At 52.3% G+C, this 22,921-nt stretch carries 22 protein-coding genes and 1 tRNA gene; 15 read left to right on the top strand and 8 right to left on the bottom strand.

Going from position 1 to position 22,921, the window contains the following annotated elements; genetic code table 11:
- Nucleotides 1–241: 241 nt before the first annotated feature.
- The 3 genes from PsAD5_RS16420 to PsAD5_RS16410 form a co-directional block, all read right to left on the bottom strand.
- The gene (locus PsAD5_RS16420; RefSeq protein WP_063292858.1) at nucleotides 242–940 is read right to left on the bottom strand and encodes a glutathione S-transferase family protein; all 699 of its coding nucleotides are present in this window, start codon (nucleotides 938–940) and stop codon (nucleotides 242–244) included.
- 183 nt (nucleotides 941–1,123) lie between these two features.
- Nucleotides 1,124–2,056: a LysR family transcriptional regulator gene (locus PsAD5_RS16415; RefSeq protein WP_057461499.1), complete on the bottom strand. Its 933-nt coding sequence runs from the start codon at nucleotides 2,054–2,056 to the stop codon at nucleotides 1,124–1,126.
- A gap of 642 nt (nucleotides 2,057–2,698) precedes the next feature.
- On the bottom strand, nucleotides 2,699–3,634 hold the full coding sequence (locus tag PsAD5_RS16410; RefSeq protein ID WP_063292857.1) for a LysR substrate-binding domain-containing protein: 936 nt from the start codon (nucleotides 3,632–3,634) through the stop codon (nucleotides 2,699–2,701).
- A gap of 125 nt (nucleotides 3,635–3,759) precedes the next feature.
- Here PsAD5_RS16410 and PsAD5_RS16405 point away from each other — a divergent pair, with 125 nt between their 5' ends.
- The 6 genes from PsAD5_RS16405 (at nucleotide 3,760) to PsAD5_RS16380 (ending at nucleotide 8,979) form a co-directional block, all read left to right on the top strand.
- Nucleotides 3,760–4,596, top strand: a complete 837-nt coding sequence (locus PsAD5_RS16405; protein ID WP_063292856.1) for a transporter substrate-binding domain-containing protein — start codon at nucleotides 3,760–3,762, stop codon at nucleotides 4,594–4,596.
- 4 nt (nucleotides 4,597–4,600) lie between these two features.
- Nucleotides 4,601–5,575, top strand: a complete 975-nt coding sequence (locus PsAD5_RS16400) for an amino acid ABC transporter permease (RefSeq protein ID WP_063292855.1) — start codon at nucleotides 4,601–4,603, stop codon at nucleotides 5,573–5,575.
- Nucleotides 5,576–5,642: 67 nt separating this feature from the next.
- Nucleotides 5,643–6,449, top strand: coding sequence for a gamma-glutamyl-gamma-aminobutyrate hydrolase family protein (locus tag PsAD5_RS16395; RefSeq protein ID WP_063292854.1), 807 nt, complete (start codon nucleotides 5,643–5,645; stop codon nucleotides 6,447–6,449).
- Between the two features lie 120 nt (nucleotides 6,450–6,569).
- Nucleotides 6,570–7,127: a DUF3885 domain-containing protein gene (locus PsAD5_RS16390; RefSeq protein WP_057461494.1), complete on the top strand. Its 558-nt coding sequence runs from the start codon at nucleotides 6,570–6,572 to the stop codon at nucleotides 7,125–7,127.
- A 143-nt stretch (nucleotides 7,128–7,270) separates the two neighbouring features.
- Nucleotides 7,271–7,942: an HAD family hydrolase gene (locus PsAD5_RS16385; protein WP_063292853.1), complete on the top strand. Its 672-nt coding sequence runs from the start codon at nucleotides 7,271–7,273 to the stop codon at nucleotides 7,940–7,942.
- A 143-nt stretch (nucleotides 7,943–8,085) separates the two neighbouring features.
- Nucleotides 8,086–8,979 (top strand): alpha/beta fold hydrolase, encoded by an 894-nt coding sequence (locus PsAD5_RS16380; RefSeq protein WP_063292852.1) that lies wholly within the window; start codon nucleotides 8,086–8,088, stop codon nucleotides 8,977–8,979.
- Nucleotides 8,980–9,034: 55 nt separating this feature from the next.
- Here PsAD5_RS16380 and pobA read toward each other — a convergent pair whose 3' ends face one another.
- The 5 genes from pobA to pcaQ form a co-directional block, all read right to left on the bottom strand.
- Entirely contained in the window at nucleotides 9,035–10,252 is a 1,218-nt protein-coding gene (gene pobA, locus PsAD5_RS16375; protein WP_063292851.1) for a 4-hydroxybenzoate 3-monooxygenase, read from the bottom strand.
- Nucleotides 10,253–10,486: 234 nt separating this feature from the next.
- Nucleotides 10,487–11,842, bottom strand: coding sequence for a TRAP transporter large permease (locus PsAD5_RS16370; protein WP_063292850.1), 1,356 nt, complete (start codon nucleotides 11,840–11,842; stop codon nucleotides 10,487–10,489).
- A complete protein-coding gene (locus tag PsAD5_RS16365; RefSeq protein WP_063292849.1) occupies nucleotides 11,842–12,354 on the bottom strand; it encodes a TRAP transporter small permease in 513 nt (170 codons plus the stop codon). Before PsAD5_RS16365 ends, PsAD5_RS16370 begins: the two co-directional genes overlap by 1 nt.
- Before the next feature lie 2 nt (nucleotides 12,355–12,356).
- Nucleotides 12,357–13,391, bottom strand: a complete 1,035-nt coding sequence (locus tag PsAD5_RS16360) for a TRAP transporter substrate-binding protein (RefSeq protein WP_063292848.1) — start codon at nucleotides 13,389–13,391, stop codon at nucleotides 12,357–12,359.
- 248 nt (nucleotides 13,392–13,639) lie between these two features.
- Nucleotides 13,640–14,578 (bottom strand): pca operon transcription factor PcaQ, encoded by a 939-nt coding sequence (gene pcaQ / locus PsAD5_RS16355; RefSeq protein ID WP_208981791.1) that lies wholly within the window; start codon nucleotides 14,576–14,578, stop codon nucleotides 13,640–13,642.
- A gap of 83 nt (nucleotides 14,579–14,661) precedes the next feature.
- Here pcaQ and pcaDC point away from each other — a divergent pair, with 83 nt between their 5' ends.
- From pcaDC to PsAD5_RS16310, 9 genes are all read left to right on the top strand, one after another.
- Entirely contained in the window at nucleotides 14,662–15,861 is a 1,200-nt protein-coding gene (gene pcaDC, locus PsAD5_RS28765) for a bifunctional 3-oxoadipate enol-lactonase/4-carboxymuconolactone decarboxylase PcaDC (RefSeq protein ID WP_063292847.1), read from the top strand.
- Entirely contained in the window at nucleotides 15,845–16,603 is a 759-nt protein-coding gene (pcaH, locus tag PsAD5_RS16345) for a protocatechuate 3,4-dioxygenase subunit beta (protein ID WP_063293081.1), read from the top strand. Before pcaDC ends, pcaH begins: the two co-directional genes overlap by 17 nt.
- Before the next feature lies 1 nt (nucleotide 16,604).
- Nucleotides 16,605–17,216, top strand: a complete 612-nt coding sequence (pcaG, locus tag PsAD5_RS16340) for a protocatechuate 3,4-dioxygenase subunit alpha (protein WP_063292846.1) — start codon at nucleotides 16,605–16,607, stop codon at nucleotides 17,214–17,216.
- Between the two features lie 9 nt (nucleotides 17,217–17,225).
- A complete protein-coding gene (locus PsAD5_RS16335) occupies nucleotides 17,226–18,080 on the top strand; it encodes a CoA transferase subunit A (protein WP_063292845.1) in 855 nt (284 codons plus the stop codon).
- Complete coding sequence (locus tag PsAD5_RS16330) at nucleotides 18,077–18,868, top strand: CoA-transferase subunit beta (RefSeq protein WP_063292844.1); 792 nt, start codon at nucleotides 18,077–18,079, stop codon at nucleotides 18,866–18,868. Before PsAD5_RS16335 ends, PsAD5_RS16330 begins: the two co-directional genes overlap by 4 nt.
- Entirely contained in the window at nucleotides 18,868–20,073 is a 1,206-nt protein-coding gene (gene pcaF, locus PsAD5_RS16325) for a 3-oxoadipyl-CoA thiolase (RefSeq protein WP_063292843.1), read from the top strand. Before PsAD5_RS16330 ends, pcaF begins: the two co-directional genes overlap by 1 nt.
- Nucleotide 20,074: 1 nt before the next feature.
- A complete protein-coding gene (locus PsAD5_RS16320) occupies nucleotides 20,075–21,145 on the top strand; it encodes a 3-carboxy-cis,cis-muconate cycloisomerase (protein WP_063292842.1) in 1,071 nt (356 codons plus the stop codon).
- 33 nt (nucleotides 21,146–21,178) lie between these two features.
- Nucleotides 21,179–22,567 (top strand): M20 family metallopeptidase, encoded by a 1,389-nt coding sequence (locus PsAD5_RS16315; protein ID WP_063288043.1) that lies wholly within the window; start codon nucleotides 21,179–21,181, stop codon nucleotides 22,565–22,567.
- 199 nt (nucleotides 22,568–22,766) lie between these two features.
- Nucleotides 22,767–22,842: transfer RNA gene (locus PsAD5_RS16310), tRNA-Phe, on the top strand.
- The last annotated feature ends 79 nt before the right edge of the window (nucleotides 22,843–22,921 follow it).

Below are 22,921 nucleotides of genomic sequence, written 5' to 3'. Positions count from 1 at the left end.
ATTTGTTCCTCGCGTCCAGTAATATTTTTTCGTGTGGCCCTATGGAGCCGGAAAGGTTTGCTTTGAACAAGCTGAAAAAACTGATGGCTTCCCTCAGGATAGATGAGGAATGCCTCAGCGGAAGTTGTCGCTTCTAAATTATTGATAATACAGGCGGTTGCATAAAAAGAAGGCACCGCAAAAAAATGCGATGCCTTCTGAAGGGCTTAGTAATTTGGAGTTGCGCGAAATATAGACAGCGCTAGGCGGCAACAGCTTCACTGAGAGCTTTGCGACCCATGTAATCATGAAGATCCAACATGCGTTCAAACCACAAATTGACAGGGTCGCTTGGCGCAAGAATTGGATCTGGGCAGCACACTTTGCACCACTGCAAGGTGCCGAACAGAACATAATCTGCATGCATAGCTCTCTCACCACCGAACCAATCCTGATTGGTGAGCAGGTCGCGCACAGGGTTCAACTTCTCCGGCAAAGTGCTCAGTTCAGCGTCTCTCCCTGCGTAGATCTCCTCGAGAGGTTTTCCGAACCGTTTTTCGCGTGCAGGCCGGAAGTAGGCGCGGTCGGCATCATTCATGATGTTGTACATATCCATCACAGCAATCACCGCCAATGTCGGGTGCAGGACGGTTTTGCAGTAGCTCTCCACAAAATGGGAAAGCTGGAGACCGCCAGCACCATCAAACAGGCTGGGTGCGTCCTGATAGGTGTCTTCCAGATACTCGGCGATCTCAAAACTATCACCTAAAAGCTTGCCTTGGTCGTTGAGCACCGGAACGCTGGTGAAGGATCCGTCTTCAATATTGGAAATGTCGCCAAAGAAAACCGGCTTCAGGTCAAAATCGAGGCCCTTGTGCTTCAGGGACATCATAATTTTCCAGACATGCGGGGAGTAATGTTGCCCGGAGGCTCCGCTGAGGCTGTAAAGAAGTCTTTGCATGTGGCTTCTCCCGATGAGAATTAAACAATGGGTTTGCGCTAAAAAATTCCTCAGTATTCCGGATTGTTTTTGTCTTTAACGCCAACTGAGCAGAGCAGCCATCCGCCCAACTGGAAAGCAGGGTGCAGCGACTTCAGCCCATTGCTGAGCTGAAGTCTTGCAAATCTGGTTCTTTTGAAAGTGTCAGGAGGCGATAAGCGCCGCCTCTAGTGTTCGGTCGTCCTGAAACGAAAGGCTCGTGCAATTGTCTGTCGCCAGAATGGAGCGAACTGCCGCAATCACCGGGTCTTCTTTCCGGCAGGAAAGGTGCGCAAACAACACGCGGGCTGATTTTTGCACCTGCGAGAGCAAGACGATGTCGCCCTGGTTCTCTTGAGGGTTTGTTGAGTTGGCATGAACGAGCCCGATACCAACACCGCTGGCAATCAAAGCACGTGTAACCCCCTCATCATCCACATTGATTACCCGCTTGGGCCTGATGCCATGCGTGTCCAGAAGGTCCCTTGCCACACGCCCACAACAGGAATTGCCGCTTGGGTAGATCCAGGGCACGTTTTCAAGCGCCTTCCAGTTCACCTCAGCCGCAACGGGCACAAGGTCCGCAGGGGCTGCGAGGTAAACGCAGAAATTGGAGATCTCCAAGGTAGACAGTCCCGCGTCATCCTCGCCCGTTTCCGTATAAAATCCGGCGTCGAGGCTGCCATTGCGAATGCCTTCCAACACCTTCACAGAGGGGCGGTGTTGCAGCTCAACTTCAACCTCGGGGAACTCCTGAGACATGGCCGCAAGCAGATTGCTCACAACGCCTGTGCTTGAGTTGCGGCCAGCGCCGAGGGTCAAATTGCCTGCAAGACTTCCGCGTAACCGCGATGCTTCCTCCAGAAACTTCTGGTGCCGGTCTAGCAACTGATGCGCTTCCGTGAGGAGGCGTTGTCCGTCGGGGGTGACCGCCATTCCACGGGGTGTCCGTTGGAAGAGCGTTAATCCCAATGTCTCTTCCATGTTTTTGATATGCGCACTGACAGCTGGCTGGCTGCGAAAGAGCAATTCTGAAGCTTTGGTTATGCTGCCTTCGCGCGCGACCGTCACGAAGGTTTTGAGTTGATGAATGTCCATCCTTTTCCTTCCAATAAGAAAAGAGTTTCTTGAACGTATTCGGCTCTGAAAAGGACAATAACTATGCTCAGCCGTTGGCTTTGGGCTAGTGTGCTGGCACCCGCTAAACGGGTATGCCCTGCTATCACCCTACGATATCTCTGCAGTCAGACCAAGCCTACTTTTGAAGGCCTGTCCTCCCGAGAGGTGTATGTCCGGTCATGTTGCCGGGCTGGACGCTGAGCTCCTGATCTCTTTCGTATAGCGAAGTTCGATTCCGCCGCAATAAGTAAATTAATTTGCGGTTTGGATGAATAATTTGATTGCTCATCATCATATAAGTAGTTTGTTTCCGTAATTTGATTTAGTGATTTTAATTTTGTTGTATTTATTGATGTGGAAATCTGTTTTTATGATTATATGGGTTTTATCTATTTAATATGACAATACATAACCAGTAAATATTGTATAGTGCTAAAGTGAATTATTGATAATCACTTAAATGAAGCCCTTTGTTTGCTTGATGGTTTTTTGGGCAGATGGAAGGTCAAGTGACTACTTCCTTGGCACTTTGACGGCAACGATGCGGGCAAACTGACAATATGTCGGGAGCATGAGTGTCAGCTTGACTATCTTATCCAGATGGTTTTGGGGGCAAGTTGCTTAGCGGATTTGCATCTTTGTCATCTCGTCACTCAGCCAGTTAATGAAATCCCAAACCGGGGCTGAGGGGATAGATGTTTCTGGCAAGACAAACTGAAAAGCACGCTGGCAAGGGAGCGTCTCAGCAAACGGTTCAACAAGCGTGCCTGCATTCAATGCATCTATGACATAGAGATCTCTGAGAATGGCAAAGCCACGTCCGGCAATAGCGCTTTGCAGGATTAAGTCCGTGTTGTTGAAGGTGAGCTGCTGCACCATCTGGCCGGAAAAGTCAGGCCAACTGGCTTCCAGATACTTCTGCCAGTGGAAGGCCTCGTCTTCATGAATGAAATCAGCTTTGGCAAAGAGCTCAACCGGCGCTGAATGCGGTGCCAGACGCTCTCCTGCGATGTTCTCCAGATAGTTTGGTGAGCACACCACACGCATCCGCTCTTGCGGCAGGGGAATAAGCGGCGATGCGCCGAGATCGCCCTCAGGCTTGGGCAGCAAGCGCAGCGCTACATCGAGCTTTTCCTCCGCAAAATCAACGAAGCGATTGGCTGCACTGATCCGGATCGCCACATGAGGATGCGAGGCGGAGAACTGGGCCAGACGTGGTACCAGCATGATGGAGGCGAGAGAGGGCGCAATGCCGATTGTGAGCTGCTTTCGTGCGGTCTGGCTGGCGAGGAGATATGAGAGGTTCTCTATACCATTGTTGATTGCTGAGACTTCCGAAAGGATATCCTGAACCAGTTCCGTCTGCTCCAGATTGCGCCCGTTCATACGGAACAGCTTAACGTCCCAACGCTCTTCTAACTGTTTGATATGATAGGATATCGTTGGTTGTGAGACGTTCAGTTCCCGCGCGGCAGCGGAGATGGATTTGTGCCGTGCAACTGCCGCGAGTGCGCGTAATTCCTGAAGGGTAGGGACGAAACGTCGAGAGATAGCCATGAGTGATGTATAGAGTTTTTCTATACGTGGATCAATCAGACTGATTTGTCTTGCTCTAACCCGCACTTATAAACTGCCCAAAACTTTGAGAAATATCCGTCATAATGACGAATTTGGGGGTTGGGATGTTTAAAAATACCGGAAAAGTCATTTTAGGGGCTGCACTATTTGTCTCTGCAAGCGCTGTTGGCATGAGCGCACAGGCGGGAGAGGCTCTGGATGCGATCATGAAGAGCAAGACGTTGCTCGTAGGCTCTAACTCTGATTATCGCCCGAACGCGTTTATGGGAGACGACAACCAACTGCAGGGCTTTGACATTGACGTATCCAAAGAGATCGCTAAGCGTCTTGGTGTTGAGGTGCAGTTTGTAACGCCGGGTTGGGAAATCATGACTGCGGGCCGCTGGTCTGGCAGATGGCATATGGTTGTCGGGTCCATGACCCCAACAAAAGCCCGCGCACAGGTGCTGGATTTCCCTGCCGTGTACTACTACACCCCGGCAGCTTTTGCGGTTCACAAAAACTCCAAGGCCACATCGCTTAAGGATCTGGACGGCAAGGTGATCGGCGTTGTGGGCTCGTCCACCTACCACAAGTACCTGGAGCACAAGCTTGAGATTGATGCGGTTGGCGCACCGGCGTTCGAATACGCTGTGACACCGGGTGAAATCAAACTTTACAGCGATATCAACGAGTTTGACGAGCTGTCTCTGGGCGATGGCGTGCGCCTTGACGCATTGGCGCAGTCCGTTCCTGTTATTCAGCAGGCGATGAAGAAGGGCCTGCCGATCAAACAGCTGGGTGATCCGATCTTTTATGAGCCGCTGGCGATTGCGATTGATAAAGGCGACAAAGAGCTCAGCGACAAGCTGGCTTCCATTGTTGAGGACATGAAGAGTGATGGCACTTTGACCAAGCTCTCCGTGAAATGGCACGGCGCGGACCTCGTGAGCGTTAAGTAAGATCATGGTCACACTCACCAATGGTGCTTTCAGGCAGGGTCCAGCCCGCCTGAAAGCTGCAGCAACGCTTGGTTCACTTGCCTTCGTGCTCGCGTTCTTTCTCGCGTTCAATCAAGGCCTGATCGGGTCATTCCTTCGCCCTGCGATGAGTGAGGAAACACTTGCCGGCTGGTGGGGGCGTTTTTCTGTATCCATGGTGATTTTCCTGCTGGTGTCAGGGCTGGGGTTTCTCGTCCTCAGCCTGTCCCGGCGGGCTCAGCTGATAACCGTGTGGCTTTTGCTTGCTGCAGGGGCTCTCGGGTTCTTTTTGAGCTTTGAGCTGAGTTTTGAGTTTATCGGTCGCAAATTGCCATTCCTGATTACAACAGGGGCGTTCACGACGCTTTATGTCTCTGCCATTGCGATCACACTGGCCTTCATCTTTGCCTTGCTGGGGGCGACGGCCAAGCTCTCGGGCATTGGTGTGGTTGAAGGTGTCGGGGCATTTTATACCTCGTATTTTCGCGGCGTGCCGCTGTTGGTGCAGCTCTTTTTGATCTATCTCGGCCTGCCGCAGATTGGCTACGTCATTTCGCCCGTTCCAGCAGCAATCATCGCGCTGTCGCTGGTGTATGGGGCGTACATGACCGAGATTTTCCGCTCCGGCATTCAGTCAATCTCACTTGGGCAATGGGAAGCTGCGGATGCGTTGGGCCTGCCGCGTTTGTTGACGTTTCGAAAAGTCATTCTGCCCCAAGCCATGCGGGTTATTGTGCCGCCAACGGGCAACCAGTTCATCGCGATGCTCAAGGATTCCTCGCTGGTTTCGGTCGTCGGCGTCTGGGACATCATGTTCATTGCACGAACGCAGGGACGATCTGACTTCAAGATTCTGGAGATGCTGATCACCGCCTCCATCATCTACTGGGTCATGTCGGTCATGCTGGAATTTGTGCAACAGCGCATTGAGACACATTACGCAAAATCGCTGAAGCGATAATTATTCTTCCATTGATTTTGAGCGCGTAGGTGCGCCACGAGTTTTCGTGCCCTGAAGGGATACGCTTATGACAAGCAACACTGGCAAAACCACGCCGCAGAGCGTGGCTGCTGATAAAAGAACCATTGTCGGAATTTTGGCGAATTCCTCAGAAGATGCGGGCCTTGGAACGCAAACCATTGATGATAAGTACCTGACAGCCGCATTGCAGGCTGTTGGGGCAATCCCTCTCATCATCCCAACGCTCCTGAAGGACGCGGAACTGGCTCATGTACTGTCGCTAGTGGACGGGCTTATTCTGACAGGGGACGCCTCCAACATTCAGCCTGCGTATTACAACAATGACGGCACCTTGGAGAGCCATGGCCCTTTTGATGACAAACGCGACACTTCCGCATTTGCGCTGATCCGTGCCGCTTTTGAAAATGACCTGCCACTGCTTGGAATTTGCCGCGGCATGCAGGAAATGAATGTGGCTTTCGGCGGCACCATCCGAAATGACCTTTATGCGAACCATGAGTTTTCGCTGCACCACCCCATCGACTACACGCTGCCACCAAAACAAAGATACGGGGCAGCTCATCAACTCATCCTTGAGGAGGATGGACTGCTGAACTCTATCCTTGGTGAAGGCGACCATCAGGTAAACTCTCTGCACGAACAGGCGGTTGAGACGCTTGGGGACGGGCTGGTGCTTGATGCTCTTTCCGAGGACGGCGTGATTGAAGCCTTTCATCATCCAGACAAAGCGTTCTTCCTTGGCATTCAGTGGCATGCGGAATTTGAAGCCGTGAGCAATCCCGTTTCCACCCGCATTTTTGCGGCCTTTTCTAAGGCCATGCAGAGCACAGAAGATGTGAAGGCGTTCCTGTAATTCTTCTCAATTCAAAACGGATTGCAGCTATTTACCTAGGAAAATTCGAACCAATCTCAACTAAGTGTCCTCTGATTATTCAATGGTTCCGCTGAGTGGTTGAGACAGGGTTGTATCATTGTGAAAAGGTTCATTGATGAATGGAAAGGCTATTTTGGAGACCTCCCTCCCTATAGCCATTACCTCCGTGATGTACTGCCCGAAAGGTGGGTCAGGTTCCATGCACTGCCGGATACAAGACGATACGCAGAAACGCCGGAAGAAGCTGCAATTGTCTTTAACAGAGGCAGGGTACTGGCCAATCGGATTTTAAAGGAGGGGCAGAATTGCCTCTTCATCTCGTATTTCCCCAATTTCGATAAGTATCCTCTCCCTTACAGTCACAAGCTTCTTGATCAGTTTCGTCTGAAGTACTGGTTCAAATGGAAGTATGAGGATGACCCATGGGGCGAAGAGGAAACCATAGGCTTTTACGGCAATGAGGTTCGCTGGTTTCCTGAGGTCTATCGCGAAGCCCTTAAAGATGCAGCACAGGATGAAGAGCGTTTTCTACTCATGAACCGGGAAACATCGCGCATATTTGCGCCCTATGACGGCGGCTTCGATTGCTTCATGCAAAATGCAGAAGAAGTTGCCCGCCTTAAATGTGAGTTTGCAGAATGGCTTCCTCCTTGCTGATGTTGCGAAGCCAAAAAATCTCACACTGAGTAATAAAGCGTCATCCTGAATTGACCATCTCCAACAACTGGTATGCTTGGGCAGGCGGAGCGTGGCTAAAGCGGAACTTGACGAACTGCCGTCAAGGTGTTCACAGTCCAGCTATGATTTCTGCAGTAATATTTGATCTTGATGAAACGCTTTTTGCTCGCACGTCTTCATTGAAGGCGTTCGCAGAAGACCAGTTAAACAACCAGTACCCGAACGTGTTCCCGACTCCTTCTCATGTCGTGGCTCGTTTGTTGGAGCTCGACAATCGCGGGAGGTCGTCAAAATATAAAGTGTACCAAACGCTATTCAAAGAGTTTGGAATAGACGACCAAAATCTCGCAGCTGAGTTATACGATCACTACATGCGAAACGCATGGCGATTTGCGATGCCGTTTGAGGGGCTTAACGAGGCGTTTAGTGAAATCAGGGCCTTGGGTGCAAAAATCGGAATTGTCACTAACGGAAGGACCGACATACAGTTGAGGTCTCTTCTGGCTCTAAATTTGGACCGGCTCGCCGACGACTACATTATCTCAGAGGCGGTTGGGTTGCGAAAACCAGATGCGAAGATTTTTCAACTTGCAGCTGGAAATCTATCAGTGCGGACCGAGGATTGCGTCTTTGTTGGCGACTCTCCAACGGCTGATGTTTCCGGGGCCCAAACAGTTGGAATGAAATCCGTTTGGTTTCCAAATGGGGCTATCTGGCCCACAGATCTTCCCACACGAGCTGATGCAGAAATTCAGTCTTTGTCAGAGTTAAGTGGAGTATTGAAGGCTTTTTGAATATCGGCTTGGGTCTTTCGGCATACCGAACAGGCGATTTTGGCTGTTCGGAGGCTTTTGAGTATGAAAGTTTATTACTTTCTCATAGCAGGCCTGATCTATAGTGTTGCGCAAGGGACCGCGCGATATAGGGGACTGGACATATGAAGTTTATTGAAGCCGGGGTGCTGAACGTCGCCTATATGGATGTTGGGCCGAAATCAGGTGTTCCAGCTGTTCTGCTTCATGGCTTTCCGTATGATGTGCGCAGCTATGACGAAGTCTCCGTTATTCTCGCCAATCGCGGTTTTCGATGCATCATCCCTTACTTGCGTGGCTACGGGCCAACCCAATATCTGTCTCCTCAAACGCCGCGCTCCGGTCAGCAAGGCGCATTGGCCTTTGATCTGCGGTCACTGATGGTGGCTTTGGAGCTGCCGCAGGCGATTGTTGCGGGCTATGACTGGGGTGGCCGTGCGGCTTGTATCGCCGCAGCCCTCTGGCCGGAAAAGGTGAGGGGGCTCGTGAGTGGCGGGGTGGCCTACAACATCCAGAACATCCCCGCAGCTTACCGACCTGCCTCGCCTGAGGAGGAACAGCTCTGGTGGTATCAGTACTATTTCCAGAGTGAACGTGGCCGGAATGGCCTGACTGAGAACCGCGAAGATCTGACAAAAATGCTCTGGCAGCAATGGTCACCCACCTGGGAGTTTTCTCGCCGAACCTTCCGCGAAAGCGCCGAGAGCTTTGACAATCCTGATTTCGTTGAGACTGTCATCCACTCCTATAGGCACCGTTTTGGGCTGGTTGAGGGAGATCCCGCTTTTGAGAAGATCGAGGTTCTGCTCACTGCGCAGCCGAAGATCAATGTGCCAGCCATTGCATTGCTTGGTGCCAATGATGGCGTAAGCCCACCGCGGCACAGCAAAGGGCACGAGACAAACTTCAACGGATATTATGAGGCGCGTCTCGTCGAGGGTACAGGACATAACCTGCCGCAAGAAAACCCTGAGGCCTTTGCCGCAGCGATTATTGAAATTGCTGACAAAACAGAATAGTCAGCCGCGTTCTCGTGGTGGGGAGAGAGGGATGGACCTCTCTCCAATCGCTGGATTAAGCGGCTGATAAAGTCAGCGCGTCCAGCTCTTCAAACGGTAAGCCAACATATTCTTCTGCCAGCGCTCTTTGCTGGGTCTCGTTTTGCAGCAGAAGCTCATAGCTGTTCTGCTGGATTTTGGCATCGAACCCGTTCATGTCCGGGAAGACGTGCATCAACTGCGTCATCCGCCACGAGAAATTCTCAGAGCTCCACACACGGCGCAACGCCAGCTCGGAATAACGCTCCAGATGAGCGGATTGATTGCTCTTGATCTGCTCAATCAATCCGCGTGAGAGATAGAACACGTCAGAGGCCGCCAGATTGAGCCCCTTCGCTCCGGTTGGTGGCACAATGTGAGCAGCATCGCCTGCGAGGAACATACGTCCGTATTGCATTGGCTCAGCCACGAAGCTGCGGAGTGGCGCGATAGATTTTTCAATAGAGGGTCCGGTGACGATATCTGACGCCACATCCGCAGGGAAGCGGGCGATCAGCTCTTCCCAGAACCGCTCATCGGACCAGTCCATAACACTGTCTGTCAACGGGCACTGAATGTAGTAGCGGCTCAGCAGGCGGTTTCGCTGCGAAGCAAGTGCAAAGCCACGCTCATGATAGGCATAAACCAAATCTGGCAGGGGTGGCACTTCCGCCATGATGCCAAGCCAACCAAACGGATAAGCCCGCTCGTAGGTACGCAAAATGTCGTCAGGAATGGTCTTGCGGCTGACACCATGGAAGCCATCGCAGCCAGCAATGTAGTCGCAGTCCAGATGACAGGTCTGCCCGTCCTTCATGTAGGTCACAGAAGGCTTGTCAGAGGTCACATCATGAAGGGTCACATCAGTGGCTTCGTTGATGATGTTGCCGCCAGCGCGTTCGCGGGCGTCATACAGGTCTTCGGTGATGTCGGTCTGGCCGTAGACCATCATCTCCTTGCCAGTCCATTTGTGCGTATCAATGAAATGACTTTCAAAGCCCTGCCGCGTAATCCATGAGCCTTTTTTGCTCTTACCATTCTTATCCATACGCTCCGCAAGGCCATAATCGCGGAGCAGTTGGACTGTGCCGGCCTCTAAAAGACCAGCACGAATGCGAGAGAGAACATAGTCTTTGCTGCGCTGTTCCAGGACAACGCTGTCCACGCCGTTTTCGCTCAGGATGTGAGAGAGTAATAAACCAGCAGGACCGCCGCCGATAATCGCAACCTGAGTACGATCTCTATGGTGGGTCATGAAAAATTCCTTAGGTTCAAAACATCTGGCAGATCGCGGCAATGGGGTATGCGCTAAGTCAGAAGTAAAATGGATTGCGAATACACGTTTGAATGGTGTTCAGTGTTGCTGTTTATGATTGATATGTAAAATTGATTTATAGGCAGAAATTATAGCGAAATTGCTATCAGAGCGCTTTGATCCATTCGGTTGTCTCAGCAATCAATGCTGCCAAGACAACCTGTCGTTTTGCGTTTAGGAAAGGACTCTGGGCAGCCAAAGGGTTAGCGCTGGGAAGCTCACCAGAATTGCGACACGCACCAGCTCGGCGCCAAAGAACGGCGCAACACCTTTGAAGGTCTGGATCATCGGCGTGTCTTTTGCCAAAGCTGAAATCACGAAGACATTCATGCCCACTGGCGGTGTAATCAACCCAAGCTCGACGACGATCAGCGCCAGAATTCCGAACCAGATTTTCAGGTCTTCAGTGCTCATGCCGTACCCAGCGTCGTCAGCGCCCTGATACATGCCACCGTTCAGCTCCATGAGCACAGGCCAGAAGAACGGGATGACCAGCAACATCATGGACATGCTGTCCATCAGGCAGCCAAGCGCGATCAGAGCCAGCAGGATCAGCAGCATCACCGTCATCGGTTCCAGGCCAGAGCCTGCTATCCACGCCGCCGTCTCCTGCGGCAATCCAATGCGGGACATGAATATCTTGAGCAGTTCCGCACCCAGCAGGATCAGGTAAATCATGCCGGAAGTCGCTGCTGTCTCCTTCAGCGCCTCGATCATATCGCTGAGGGACAGATTGCGTTGGAGCAGCCCAAACAACATGACGAGAAACACACCCACAGCAGCTGCTGGTGTTGGATTGTAGAAGCCGAAATAAATGCCGCCGATGACAAGTCCGAAAACGGTCAGTACAGGCAGCACGCCGAGAGAGGCTGCGAGGAACTCTTCTCGCGTTCCAGCGCCACCTGCAGGGCCAGATGAGGGACTGACGAAAACGTAGAGCGCGATCACCGCGAGGAACAAAAGAACGGCCAAAATACCCGGAATAAACGCAGCAACGAACATAGTAACGATGTTCGCCTCCACGATCACCGCATAGATGATCAAAACGACGCTTGGTGGGATGAGAATGCCCAGAACTCCGCCAGCTGCGAGCGTGCCGGTGGCCAAAGCGCCTGAATAATTATAACGCTTCAGCTCTGGCAGAGCGACTTTACCCATGGTTGAGGCGGTCGCGAGTGATGATCCGCAAACAGCGCCAAACCCGGCACAGGAGGCAATCGCTGCCATGGCTGTGCCGCCCTTCATCCAGCCAAGCCATGCATTGGCCGCTCTGAACAGGGATTGGCTCAAGCCGGTTTTCGAGGCGAGCGCACCCATCAGAATAAACAGCGGAATGACAGAGAGATCGTAAATGGCGAACTGGCCATATGCCAATGTTTTCAACTGACTAAGCAGCAGCATTGGGCCATTGACGAGCGCAATCCCAACGCCGCCGACAAGTATCATCGCGTAGGCAATCGGGATACGGATGACAATGAGGAACACCAAAATGGCGAGGGCTCCAAAGCCCATGATAAGACTTTCCGCCATCAGGTTCTCCGAGTCAGATCTCTGGTGTTTTCACTCAGCGTAATAATCGCCCCAATGCTCAACAGAAAAAGCGAAATCAAAACAGGGACATACGCATACCAAACAGGGATTTGCAAAATTGCGGTGGTGTAATCGTACTCTCTTTGATCAGACATACCATGGTACATCCGCCACAACAGCAGCAACCCAAACCCAAACGCTATCAGCGATGCGATCAACGCCAGAAACGCTTTCAAACGAGGACCAGCCTTACTGGTAAAAATGTCCGCTGTGACATTGGCATCAGTGATTTGACAGAAGGGCAGGAAGGAAAAAACTGCGATAGCAACGCCGATCTCAGTGAGCTCGAAATCCCCGGGAAAAGGAGCTGCCCACATGTTGCCAAGGGTGGAATAGATGTTTATCGCGACCACCGCCAGCAGAACTACACCGCCGGTAAGTGCCCATGCTACAATAAGTTTTTCGAATGCACCGGCAATGCCGGTGCGTCCGAGTTTTTGAAAGGCGCCCATAGCTACTCGCTGTGCTTGGAAATCAATGCCTGTGCTTTTGCAACAATCGCGTTGCCATCAATGCCTTTTTTGGCGACTTCTGAGGTCCATTTATCAACGACCGGAGCCAGAGCTTCTCTAAAGACAGCTGTTTCTTCTTCAGAAAGAGTGATGTGTTTGTTGCCTGACTTTACAGCGAGGCCGATGCCAAAGTCATCTGTCGCACGCCAAACTTCACCAACCTTTGCCCACCACTCAGGACCAGACGCATCACGGAAAGCCTTCTGAATGTCTTCAGGCAAGCCTTCCCAGCGCTCTTTGTTCATGGAAACCTGAAAGACAGAAGTACCAAAGCGCGCTTTGCCAGCACCTTCGATCTGATACTCGGTCTGTTCCTGAATTTTCAGCGGTGGAATGATTTCCCAAGGAATAAACGCCGCATCAATCACGCCTTTTTGCAGAGCAGTCGGCAGCTCGGGAACCGGCATAGCTGCAGGAGACGCGCCAAGTGCTTCAATCACCCATGCACCGGTGCGCGATGGCGTACGAATGCGCATACCTGCCATATCAGCTGGGCTGCGGACTTCCTTGTCACGTGTGTGAAGGCCTGCACCTGCATGCACGTGCAGGAACATGACTTCCAAGCCCTTGTATTCAACTTCAAGATCGCTCTTGAACATGTCGTAAAGTGCAAGGTTTGCCGCGCGTGGATCATCCAGGAACACGAACGGAAGTTCCATCACTTCGGTGCGCGGAAACAGGCCCGGTGTGTAACCGTTCAGGGTCCAGACAAGATCAACAACGCCGTCACGAACCTGGTTGACCAGCTCTGGCGGGCGACCGCCAAGTGACATGGACGGGTAAATCTCGATTTTGACCTGGCCGCCGGAATTCTCTTCAACGGCCTTTGCCCATGGTTCCAACATCTTGGTTTGCGCTGGCGCTTTGGGGCTTAGAAAGTGGTGGAGCTTAAATGTGTATTCTGCTGCCCCTGCCATGGAAACACTAGCAAGCAAAAGAGCTGTAGAAGCGCAGAAGCCTTTGAAATTACCAAACATAAGTATGTGACCCTCCTGAAGAATGGTCGAAACTAGACAAGCCTTCCTGATCCTGCTACTTGGGGCAGTCTCATCTCCCTAAGGCCGTCAAATTCTTAATCACGATCCGGATGATCCGCCAAGGGAATTCTTAGGAATCACCACTGTGAAATCGGAGAATTACATATACTTTTCAAAATGAATAATGAAAAATACCGTGCTTCTCATGCCGTATTGGGTATCAATGTGCACCCTGAATTTGCTCTGACTTAGTGAGCTGGAGCGCGAACTTCCTCCTGCTCGCTCAACCCCATAAGGATCTCGGCAAAGCATTGGGCCGCCGTATCCAGCGTTTCGCCAGCGCGCATGTTGAGGCCGACAGAGCCGACCGTCGCACGGGTATCAATCGGCAACTCCACGAACTGGCCGCTTTCAATCTCACGCGCAATCACACCGCGCGAAATGATCCAGATCGCGTTGTATTCCTGTGTGAAGGCTCTGCCGAATGAGTCCGAGACGGTTTCGATTGCCTGCTCTGGTTCAGGAATGCCGTGTTCAATGAAAAGCCGATCGACGAACGGGCGAATAATTGAGGCTGCAGAAGGGATTAGCACCGGATAAGCATCCAGCTCATTCACGCTGATCTGCGGTTTTCCTGCGAGGGGATGGTTCTTGTCGACGGCAAAAACGACACGCTCGCGATAATGCGGCTCGAACACCAATCCCTGCATATTCTCTGGTGCTGGCAGGCGGCCCATAACAAGATCCAGCTCACCATTTCTCAGTTGATCCAGCAAGACGTGGTTCTCTCCGGTTACGATATGAAGCCTGTTTCGCAACCCTGTATCAAGGAAAGCCTTAACAGCCTGCGGAATGAGCGATGCAGCCACTGTTGGCAGAGCGCCAATGCGGACCATCGGGCCATCGCTATAGTTGAGCTGAGATAATGCATTGATGCCGTTACGGGCAGCGGCCAGACTGGTGCCTGCATGACGCAGGAACACCTCACCGTAATGAGTGATGCGGATACCGCGTCCGTCTTTTTCAATCAGAGGCTGCCCGCATATTTCTTCCAGTTCGCGAATAGTACGGGTGACGGCTGGCTGGGTGAGATGAAGCACCTCCGCAGCGCGGCTCACGCTGTTTTGGCGAGACACTTCCACAAATGCTTCTAAATGCCTGAGCTTTAATCTGCGTAAGTTATTCATAACAATCTCAATATGATTAGTCTGGATAATATCATTATTCATTTTGAAACAGACATGCAATTGATCCGTTTAGGGGGATGCGCATGCACTTCATAGAATTAAACTCTACAACGCTTCACTTCAGTAAGACCAATTCAGAGTCAGCAGCACCAGCGCTTGTTCTGATTAATTCATTGGGAACGGACTTTCGCATTTGGGATGAATTTCTGGTTCATCTCGGGCATCAAGGCGAAGTTCTGACCTATGATAAACGTGGGCATGGTCTTTCTAGTGTTGGCGATGAGCGGTATTCGATTGACTTGCATATGCGTGACCTTGCTGCGCTCATGGACAGCCAGTCCATCAAGAATGCAGTGATTTGCGGTGTATCTGTAGGGGGCATGATCGCAATGGCGCTGCAGGCCGCCCGGCCTGATCTGGTGAGCGGGCTGATCCTGTGTGACACCGCACCGCGCATCGGTGACGCACAGACGTGGCAAGAGCGTATCAACGCAATTGAGGCCAACGGGATGGAGGGGATCGCTGATACAGTGATGTCTCGTTGGTTCTCAGCGGGCTTTCAGGCAAAATGGCCAGAAGCAGTTGCAGGATATCGGAATCTTTTGTGCCGAACACCTTTGGACGGATATATCGGCACATGTGCAGCCATTCGGGACGCTGATCTGACCTGTCAGGCCGCACAGATTGACGTGCCTGTTCTCTGCGTTGCTGGTGAGGACGACCAGTCTACACCGCCAGAACTGGTTGAGGAGATGGCAAGCCTCATTCCGAACGCTAAATATGAGCGGGTGGGAAACTGCGGACATCTGCCAAGTTTGGAGCAACCTGAGTATCTGGCGCATCTTGTTCGGCAGGCGATTTCTCGTTGGCCAAACAGGGTTGACCAGCGTGAACTGCGGCAAAGCGAAATTTACAAACAAGGCATGCAGACACGACGTAGAGTGTTGGGAGACACTCACGTGAATGCTGCTGAAGTTCAAAAGAGCAGTTTTGATGCGCCTTTTCAGGAGCTTATCACTGAAGCGGCTTGGGGGCATGTGTGGTCGCGGCACAACTGGACATTGCGAGAACGGTCCATTGTAACTATTGCGCTTCTCGCTGCGTTAGGGCACCTAGATGAGGTGGCCATGCATGTGCGGGCTGCAAGAAACACCGGGGCAACACGGGAAGATATAAGCGAAGCTCTGCTGCACACCGCAATTTATGCCGGTGTGCCAGCCGCAAACAGCGCCATCAAAGTCGTCAAAAATGTTTTCGCGCAGCTTGATGCGTCAGAGGAGTGAGATGAGCAAGCCAACGACCAATGCTGGTCCGTTCTTTCCGCGAGACCGGAACTGGCATCCTCCGGCATTGTCGCCTAACTACAAAACGAGCGTGTTGCGGTCTCCGCAAAAGGCGCTTTTGTCTCTCGGAAATACAATCAGCGAAACTACCGGACCAGTCTTCGGCCACAACATACTGGGTGAGCTGGATCACGATTTGGTGCAGAACTATGCCAAGCCTGGTGAAAGTGCGCAGGGAGAGCGCATCATCGTCCATGGTCATGTTCTGGATGAAGAAGCCAGACCAGTTCCGAATGCGCTGGTAGAAGTTTGGCAGGCCAACGCTGGTGGCCGCTACCGCCACAAGAAAGATGGCTATCTTGCGCCGCTTGACCCGAACTTCGGCGGATGTGGTCGCGTCATCACCGACGAGAATGGATACTATGCTTTTCGCACCGTTCGTCCCGGCCCGTATCCGTGGCCAAACGGGGTGAATGACTGGCGCCCGTCCCACATCCATTTTTCGCTTTTTGGCTCCGGTTTCGCACAGCGCCTGATCACGCAGATGTATTTTGAGGGCGATCCTCATATTCCGCTGTGTCCGATTGTGAGGACGATCAATGATCCGGCTGCGATTGAGATGCTGGTTGCTAAGCTGGACATGAACCATTGTGTGCCAATGGACGCCCGTGCTTACCGTTTTGATATCGTCCTGCGTGGCCGTCGCTCGACCATGTTTGAAAACCGTATGGAGGGCAATTGATATGACAAAGCTGGAGTATCTGAAAGAAAGCCCAAGCCAGACGGCTGGTCCGTACGTTCATATCGGCTGTACCCCGAATTTCATCGGGAACACAGGGGTCTTCAAAGAAGACCTTGGCGCGCGCATGGTGAATGTGCAAACCAAAGGCCAGCGCATTACCATCAAAGGTCGTGTGTTTGACGGAACAGGAACACCTTTGAAAGACGCCATGCTGGAAATCTGGCAGGCAGATAGTGAAGGTCTGTTCAACAGCCCGTCAGAAACACGTGGTGAAGCTGATCCCAACTTTACTGGATGGGGGCGCCAGCCGGTCAATCTGGAAAATGGTGAGTTCTGCTTTGAAACTGTGAAGCCGGGTTCTGTTCCGTTTCCTGATGGCAGGACACAGGCACCACATATCAACTTCTGGATCGTTGCGCGCGGAATAAACATTGGCCTCAATACGCGCATGTACTTCCCGGATGAGGAAGAAGCCAACGCAGTTGATCCGGTGCTGGGCCGTATTGAACATCGCATGCGCGTATCAACGCTGATCGCGAAGCAATCCGGCGACACCTACACCTTTGACATTTACATTCAAGGTGAAAACGAAACCGTCTTCTTTGATATCTGATTGATAAATATGGCTGAATTTCTGTCTTTAAAAGATGCGGTCACGAAATACCTCAAAAGCGGCGACACTGCCGCTTTTGAGGGTTTTACGCATCTCATTCCCCATGCCGCTGCCCACGAAGTTATCCGGCAGGGCATTGATGAACTCACGGTCATTCGCATGACGCCTGATCTTATCTATGATCAGCTCATCGGCATGGGGCTGGTCAGGAAATTGATCTTCTCCTACGCGGGTAATCCGGGTGTTGGGTTGTTGCGACGTGTGCGTGATTCAATCGAAAACGGCTGGCCGCGATCCATCGAGATTGAAGAGCATTCCCATGCCGCTCTTGCTAATGCATATGAAGCTGGGGCCGCTGGCCTACCATGCGCCGTGTTTCGTGGTTATATGGGTACAGAACTTCAGCGCGTAAATCCGAATATCAAAAAAATCAATTGCCCTTTCACGGGTGAGGAACTAGCTGCTGTTCCTTCCATTCGTCCTGATGTTGCTTTTATCCATGCTCTTAAAGCTGACCGCAAAGGCAACGTGCTGATTGAAGGAATTGTAGGTGTCCAAAAGGAAGCCGTGCTGGCTGCTACGCATTCCATAGTGACGGTTGAGGAAGTGGTTGATGAGCTGGATACGCATATGAACGCGTGCATCCTGCCACACTGGACCGTCTCCGCTATTTGCGAAGTGCGCGGCGGGGCGCATCCGTCTTATGCGCAAGGGTATTACGGCAGAGACAACAAGACGTATATCGACTGGGATCCGATCGCAGCAGATCGTGAGAGGTTTCAGGCATGGATGGAAGAACACGTGCTGAAGCAGGGACCAGAGGTGTTTGCTGACCGCATCAAAGGGCTGGAGGTAACTCCGTGACAGCACAAGACTTTACCCCGGACGAGATGATGGCCATCGCGGCATCCCGCGCCTTGAGCAACACGGATGTGTGCTTTGTGGGCATCGGCCCGCCATCGGCTGCCTGTAACATCGCCCGTCTAACTCACGCACCAGATATTACGCTGATTTATGAGAGTGGAACGATCGGCACAGCACCAGATGTTCTGCCGCTTTCCATTGGAGATGGTGAGCTTTGTGACACAGCGTTGACGACGGTTTCAGTAACCGAGATGTTCCGCTACTGGCTGCAAGGTGGCAAGATCACAGTCGGTTTTCTGGGGGCAGCGCAGATTGATCGTTTCGCCAACATCAACACCACCGTGGTGGGAGACTACGACCATCCAAGGGTTAGGTTGCCGGGTGGCGGCGGAGCGCCTGAGATCTCCTCCTCCTCTCAGGAAACTTACATCACCATGAAGCAAAGCAAGCGTGGTTTTGTAGAGAAACTGGACTTTTTCACCTCCTTTGGGCACGGAGAAGGAGGTGACCACCGCGCTCGTATGGGCATCACCACAAAAGGCCCAACCCTGTTGATTACCGACCTTGCCATCTGGAAACCTGATCCTGTTACCAAAGAGCTGACAGTGGTCTCGCTTCATCCGGGTACGACCAAAGAACGGGTGCAACAAACAGTGTCTTGGGCTGTACGGTTCTCGGATGATTTGCAGGAGACCCCTGTGCCGACTGAGGAGGAACTGTCTGTTCTGCGCGCATTAAAAGCGCGAACGGCGGCGGCACATGCGGGTAACAGAGTGGAGACGGCCTGATGTCTGAGGCATATATTTGCGATTATATTAGAACACCGATTGGTCGTTATGGGGGCGCGCTGTCTTCTGTTCGGGCGGACGATCTTGGCGCATTGCCAATTAAAGCATTGATGGAGCGGAACCCGTCAGTTGATTGGGAAGCCGTTGATGAAGTGTATTACGGCTGTGCCAATCAGGCTGGTGAAGACAACCGCAACGTAGCTCGCATGGTCGCGCTGCTGGCAGGTCTGCCAGAAGCCGTACCTGGTACAACGCTGAACCGTTTGTGCGGGTCTGGTATGGATGCTGTCATTGCGGCCTCTCGCGCCATCAAGACAGGTGAATGCGATCTTTTGATTGCTGGCGGTGTGGAATCCATGTCCCGTGCACCATTTGTGATGCCAAAGGCAACCTCACCGTTTTCTCGTGCCAACGAAGTGTTCGACACCACCATTGGCTGGCGGTTTGTGAATCCGAAGATGAAGAAGCAGTTCGGCATCGACAGCATGCCTGAAACTGGCGAAAACGTTGCTGAAGACTTTGGTGTCTCTCGTGCTGATCAGGACGCGTTTGCCGCGAGCTCACAGGCTAAAGCAGCGGCTGCACAAGAAAATGGCCGCCTTGCCAAGGAGATCATCGAGGTCACAATCCCTCAGCGCAAAGGTGATCCGATTATCGTGTCCGCTGATGAGCACCCACGTGCAGGGACAACTGCCGAGAAACTGGCAAAGCTGCCGACACCATTTCGTGAAAATGGCAGCGTGACTGCGGGCAATGCCTCAGGTGTCAACGATGGCGCTGCTGCGCTGATTGTTGCCTCTGCAGCAGCGGTCAAAAAATATGGTCTGACCCCAATTGCACGCGTGCTTGGCGGAGCAACAGCCGGCGTTGCGCCACGTATTATGGGCATTGGCCCTGCTCCTGCAGCGCAAAAACTATGCGCGCGGTTAAATTTGCAACCTTCTGATTTTGACGTCATTGAGCTCAATGAAGCCTTTGCAAGTCAGGGGATTGCAGTTCTGCGCGAACTGGGGTTGGATGCAGGTGCAGCTCATATCAACCCGAATGGCGGGGCGATTGCATTGGGCCACCCACTGGGCATGTCCGGCGCACGCATCACCGGAACCGCAGCGTTGGAACTGAGCCTGCAAGGCAAAAAACGCGCACTGGCCACTATGTGTATTGGAGTTGGTCAGGGCATCGCGATCGCGCTGGAAAGGGACTAATGTGAGTGTGAGCCTCTTCACCAATCCTATGTGGAGCGGATTGTTTGGAGATGAGGACGTGCAACGCGCCTTCGCTCTGGAAACAACTCTGGATCACTATCTGGCTTATGAAGTGGCTCTCACCAAGGCCTTGTTCGCACATTCTCTCGTTTCAGCCGAAGCAAAAGACGCTGTGCTTGCTGGCTGCAAAGGGTTTGCACCTGACATAACGCGGATCAAGGCAGGCGTCGCAAAAGATGGCCTGCCAATCCCGGCTTTCATCAAACAACTGCGCATGCGTGTTGGTGAGCCATATGCCGCTGAATGCCACAAAACATCCACCAGTCAGGATGTGATGGACACCGCGCTGGCGTTAGCTCTGCGAAAAACCTCTCTAATTCTGCAAAAGCGCTTGTCTGCGGTTATCGCTGCACTTGAGACTGTGAAATCGGCGAATAGCGATTATCCGCTGATGGGCAGAACGCGCATGCAAGCTGCGCTGCCAATAACGGCAGGTGACCGCATTTCCACATGGATTGAACCGCTGAAACGGCACTATCAACGGCTAGACGATGTCGCTGCGGAAGTTGCAGTGCTCCAGTTTGGCGGACCTGTAGGAACAAGCCATGCTCAGGGCGAACATGCAGTTGCGATCGCCGCGCACATGGCGGCAGAGCTGGACCTGAGAGTTCCGGAGCACTCATGGCACACGCAGCGGGACAATATGGTGGATTACGCCAACGTCCTTTCCATGATCTCCGGCAGCCTTGGCAAAATTGGTACGGACGTTGCCTTGATGGCACAACAGGGCCTTGAGGAAATTAAACTTTCCGGTGGTGGACGCTCCTCAGCCATGGCCCACAAACACAACCCGATCAACGCGGAATTACTGGTAACGCTTGCCCGTTACAACAGCACCCAGGTCTCTGCGATGCATAGCGCTTTGGTACATGAACAAGAGCGTTCTGGCTCAGCTTGGGCGTTGGAGTGGATGATCCTGCCCGGCATGTGCATTGCTACGGGTGCTGGTCTTCAGAGTGCATTAAAGCTGCTGAAACAAACAGAGTGGATTGGAACCCCCTTAAGTGATTAACTGCGCGCACCTAGTCTGAAAGGGAGAATGAGAATGTCCAGTCGCAATGAAGCCATCCAACGGGCGGAAACATATTTCGACAGCGGCGCATTCCTCACTGACCTGGCCCGATTAATCGCAATCCCGACGGAAAGCCAGGAACCCTACCAAAAACACCAATTGATGCGTTATCTGAAAGAGGAGATGCGACCTCTTCTCGAGCGTCTTGGCTTCAAAACGCACATCTTCGATAATCCGAACCCGATTGGTGGCCCTTTCCTGTTCGGTGAACGCATCGAAGATCCTAGTTTCCCGACAGTGCTGACTTACGGACACGGAGATGTTGTGCGCGGACAAGCTGGTAACTGGATGGGGGGAAGAGACCCGTTCGTTCTGGAAGAAGACGGCGAACGCATTTACGGGCGCGGTACAGCTGACAATAAATGCCAGCATCTCATTAACCTTCAGGCCTTGGGATGCCTTTTGCAGGAAAAGAAGCAACTTGGCTTCAATTGTAAGGTGATTATTGAGACTTCTGAAGAAACCGGCTCCGCTGGCCTGCAAGAGTTCTTCGATGAACACAAGCAGATGTTGGCAGCGGATGTGCTGATCGCCTCTGACGGGCCGCGCTTGCAATCGGATACACCAACAGTCTTCACCGGTGCGCGTGGTGCGCAAACATTCACACTACAAGTAAACTTGCGTGATGGTGCCAATCACTCAGGCAACTGGGGCGGGCTGCTTGCAGACCCCGCCATTATCCTTGCCAATGCAATCTCCTGCATCGCGGACAAACGCGGTCAAATCCAGATTCCTAGTTGGCGCCCAACCAGCCTGACACCAGACATTAGGGAAGCTCTGAGTGATCTTCCCGTTGGTGATAGTCAAGGCCCGACCATAAACGAGAATTGGGGAGAGGAGGGTCTCACCCCTGCCGAGCGTGTGTTTGGCTGGAACTCCTTTGCCGTGCTCGCAATGAAGAGCGGTGTGCCAGAAGCGCCAGTAAATGCGATTGATGGCTATGCCTTCGCAGTTTGTCAGCTGCGCTACGTCGTGGGAACAGATGTACAGGGTCTCGTCCCATCCTTGCGTGCGCATCTGGATGCCAATGGATTTAATAATGTCGAGATAAGGCAGGAAGATCGCGGGTTCTTTCATGCAACGCGCCTTTCGCCAGACAATGCTTGGGTGCGCATGGTGATGGCGTCTTTGGAAGAAACCAGTGGCAAGACACCCCACCTTTTGCCAAACCTTGCTGGCTCTTTGCCAAATGAGTGCTTTGCAGAAACATTGGGCCTGCCAACCGTTTGGGTTCCGCATTCTTATGCCGGGTGCTCGCAACATGCGCCCAATGAGCATATTCTCAAACCAGTTGCCCGCGATGCCATGCGGAATATGGTGGCGCTGTTTTGGGATATTTCGGAAAAAGGGGCACCTACTTAGGCTATTCAATGACGCCGCGAGGCTCATTTTGGGATAAAACCCTCATGATTTAAGGCGCTTAAGAGAAAAAGGTGAGCAGGCAGTGGAGAAAATAGATTTCTTTGTAAAAAATGCATTTGCCTGCTGGACAGGAGAAATTTGGCACCCTATAAGACGCTCACCTTCGCAGGACGGGAAACAAACCGCCCTAGCAGAATGTGCCCGGATAGCTCAGTTGGTAGAGCAGCGGATTGAAAATCCGCGTGTCGGTGGTTCGAATCCGCCTCCGGGCACCACTTATCTTGTTGAAATTACTAGATAATAAACTGAGTATTCGCTCAGCTTTCTCAAGGTTTGACACTTTTTTTTGGTGAG

This window comes from Pseudovibrio sp. Ad5, assembly GCF_001623095.1.
Classification (GTDB): Bacteria; Pseudomonadota; Alphaproteobacteria; order Rhizobiales; family Stappiaceae; genus Pseudovibrio.
Note: the sequence above shows the minus strand (reverse complement) of the source record. Positions and strands in the feature narration are given on the sequence as shown.

Bases quoted from the DNA above. Each gene is read 5' to 3' on its own strand.
- PsAD5_RS16335 (WP_063292845.1), top strand. From the start codon at position 17,226: ATGGCTGAATTTCTGTCTTTAAAAGATGCGGTCACGAAATACCTCAAA.
- pcaDC (WP_063292847.1), top strand. From the start codon at position 14,662: ATGCACTTCATAGAATTAAACTCTACAACGCTTCACTTCAGTAAGACC.
- PsAD5_RS16395 (WP_063292854.1), top strand. From the start codon at position 5,643: ATGACAAGCAACACTGGCAAAACCACGCCGCAGAGCGTGGCTGCTGAT.
- PsAD5_RS16420 (WP_063292858.1), bottom strand. From the start codon at position 940: ATGCAAAGACTTCTTTACAGCCTCAGCGGAGCCTCCGGGCAACATTAC.
- PsAD5_RS16385 (WP_063292853.1), top strand. From the start codon at position 7,271: ATGATTTCTGCAGTAATATTTGATCTTGATGAAACGCTTTTTGCTCGC.
- PsAD5_RS16415 (WP_057461499.1), bottom strand. From the start codon at position 2,056: ATGGACATTCATCAACTCAAAACCTTCGTGACGGTCGCGCGCGAAGGC.
- PsAD5_RS16315 (WP_063288043.1), top strand. From the start codon at position 21,179: ATGTCCAGTCGCAATGAAGCCATCCAACGGGCGGAAACATATTTCGAC.
- pcaQ (WP_208981791.1), bottom strand. From the start codon at position 14,578: ATGAATAACTTACGCAGATTAAAGCTCAGGCATTTAGAAGCATTTGTG.
- pcaH (WP_063293081.1), top strand. From the start codon at position 15,845: ATGCGTCAGAGGAGTGAGATGAGCAAGCCAACGACCAATGCTGGTCCG.
- PsAD5_RS16405 (WP_063292856.1), top strand. From the start codon at position 3,760: ATGTTTAAAAATACCGGAAAAGTCATTTTAGGGGCTGCACTATTTGTC.
- PsAD5_RS16400 (WP_063292855.1), top strand. From the start codon at position 4,601: ATGGTCACACTCACCAATGGTGCTTTCAGGCAGGGTCCAGCCCGCCTG.
- pcaG (WP_063292846.1), top strand. From the start codon at position 16,605: ATGACAAAGCTGGAGTATCTGAAAGAAAGCCCAAGCCAGACGGCTGGT.
- PsAD5_RS16380 (WP_063292852.1), top strand. From the start codon at position 8,086: ATGAAGTTTATTGAAGCCGGGGTGCTGAACGTCGCCTATATGGATGTT.
- PsAD5_RS16360 (WP_063292848.1), bottom strand. From the start codon at position 13,391: ATGTTTGGTAATTTCAAAGGCTTCTGCGCTTCTACAGCTCTTTTGCTT.
- PsAD5_RS16365 (WP_063292849.1), bottom strand. From the start codon at position 12,354: ATGGGCGCCTTTCAAAAACTCGGACGCACCGGCATTGCCGGTGCATTC.
- PsAD5_RS16410 (WP_063292857.1), bottom strand. From the start codon at position 3,634: ATGGCTATCTCTCGACGTTTCGTCCCTACCCTTCAGGAATTACGCGCA.
- PsAD5_RS16370 (WP_063292850.1), bottom strand. From the start codon at position 11,842: ATGGCGGAAAGTCTTATCATGGGCTTTGGAGCCCTCGCCATTTTGGTG.
- pobA (WP_063292851.1), bottom strand. From the start codon at position 10,252: ATGACCCACCATAGAGATCGTACTCAGGTTGCGATTATCGGCGGCGGT.
- pcaF (WP_063292843.1), top strand. From the start codon at position 18,868: ATGTCTGAGGCATATATTTGCGATTATATTAGAACACCGATTGGTCGT.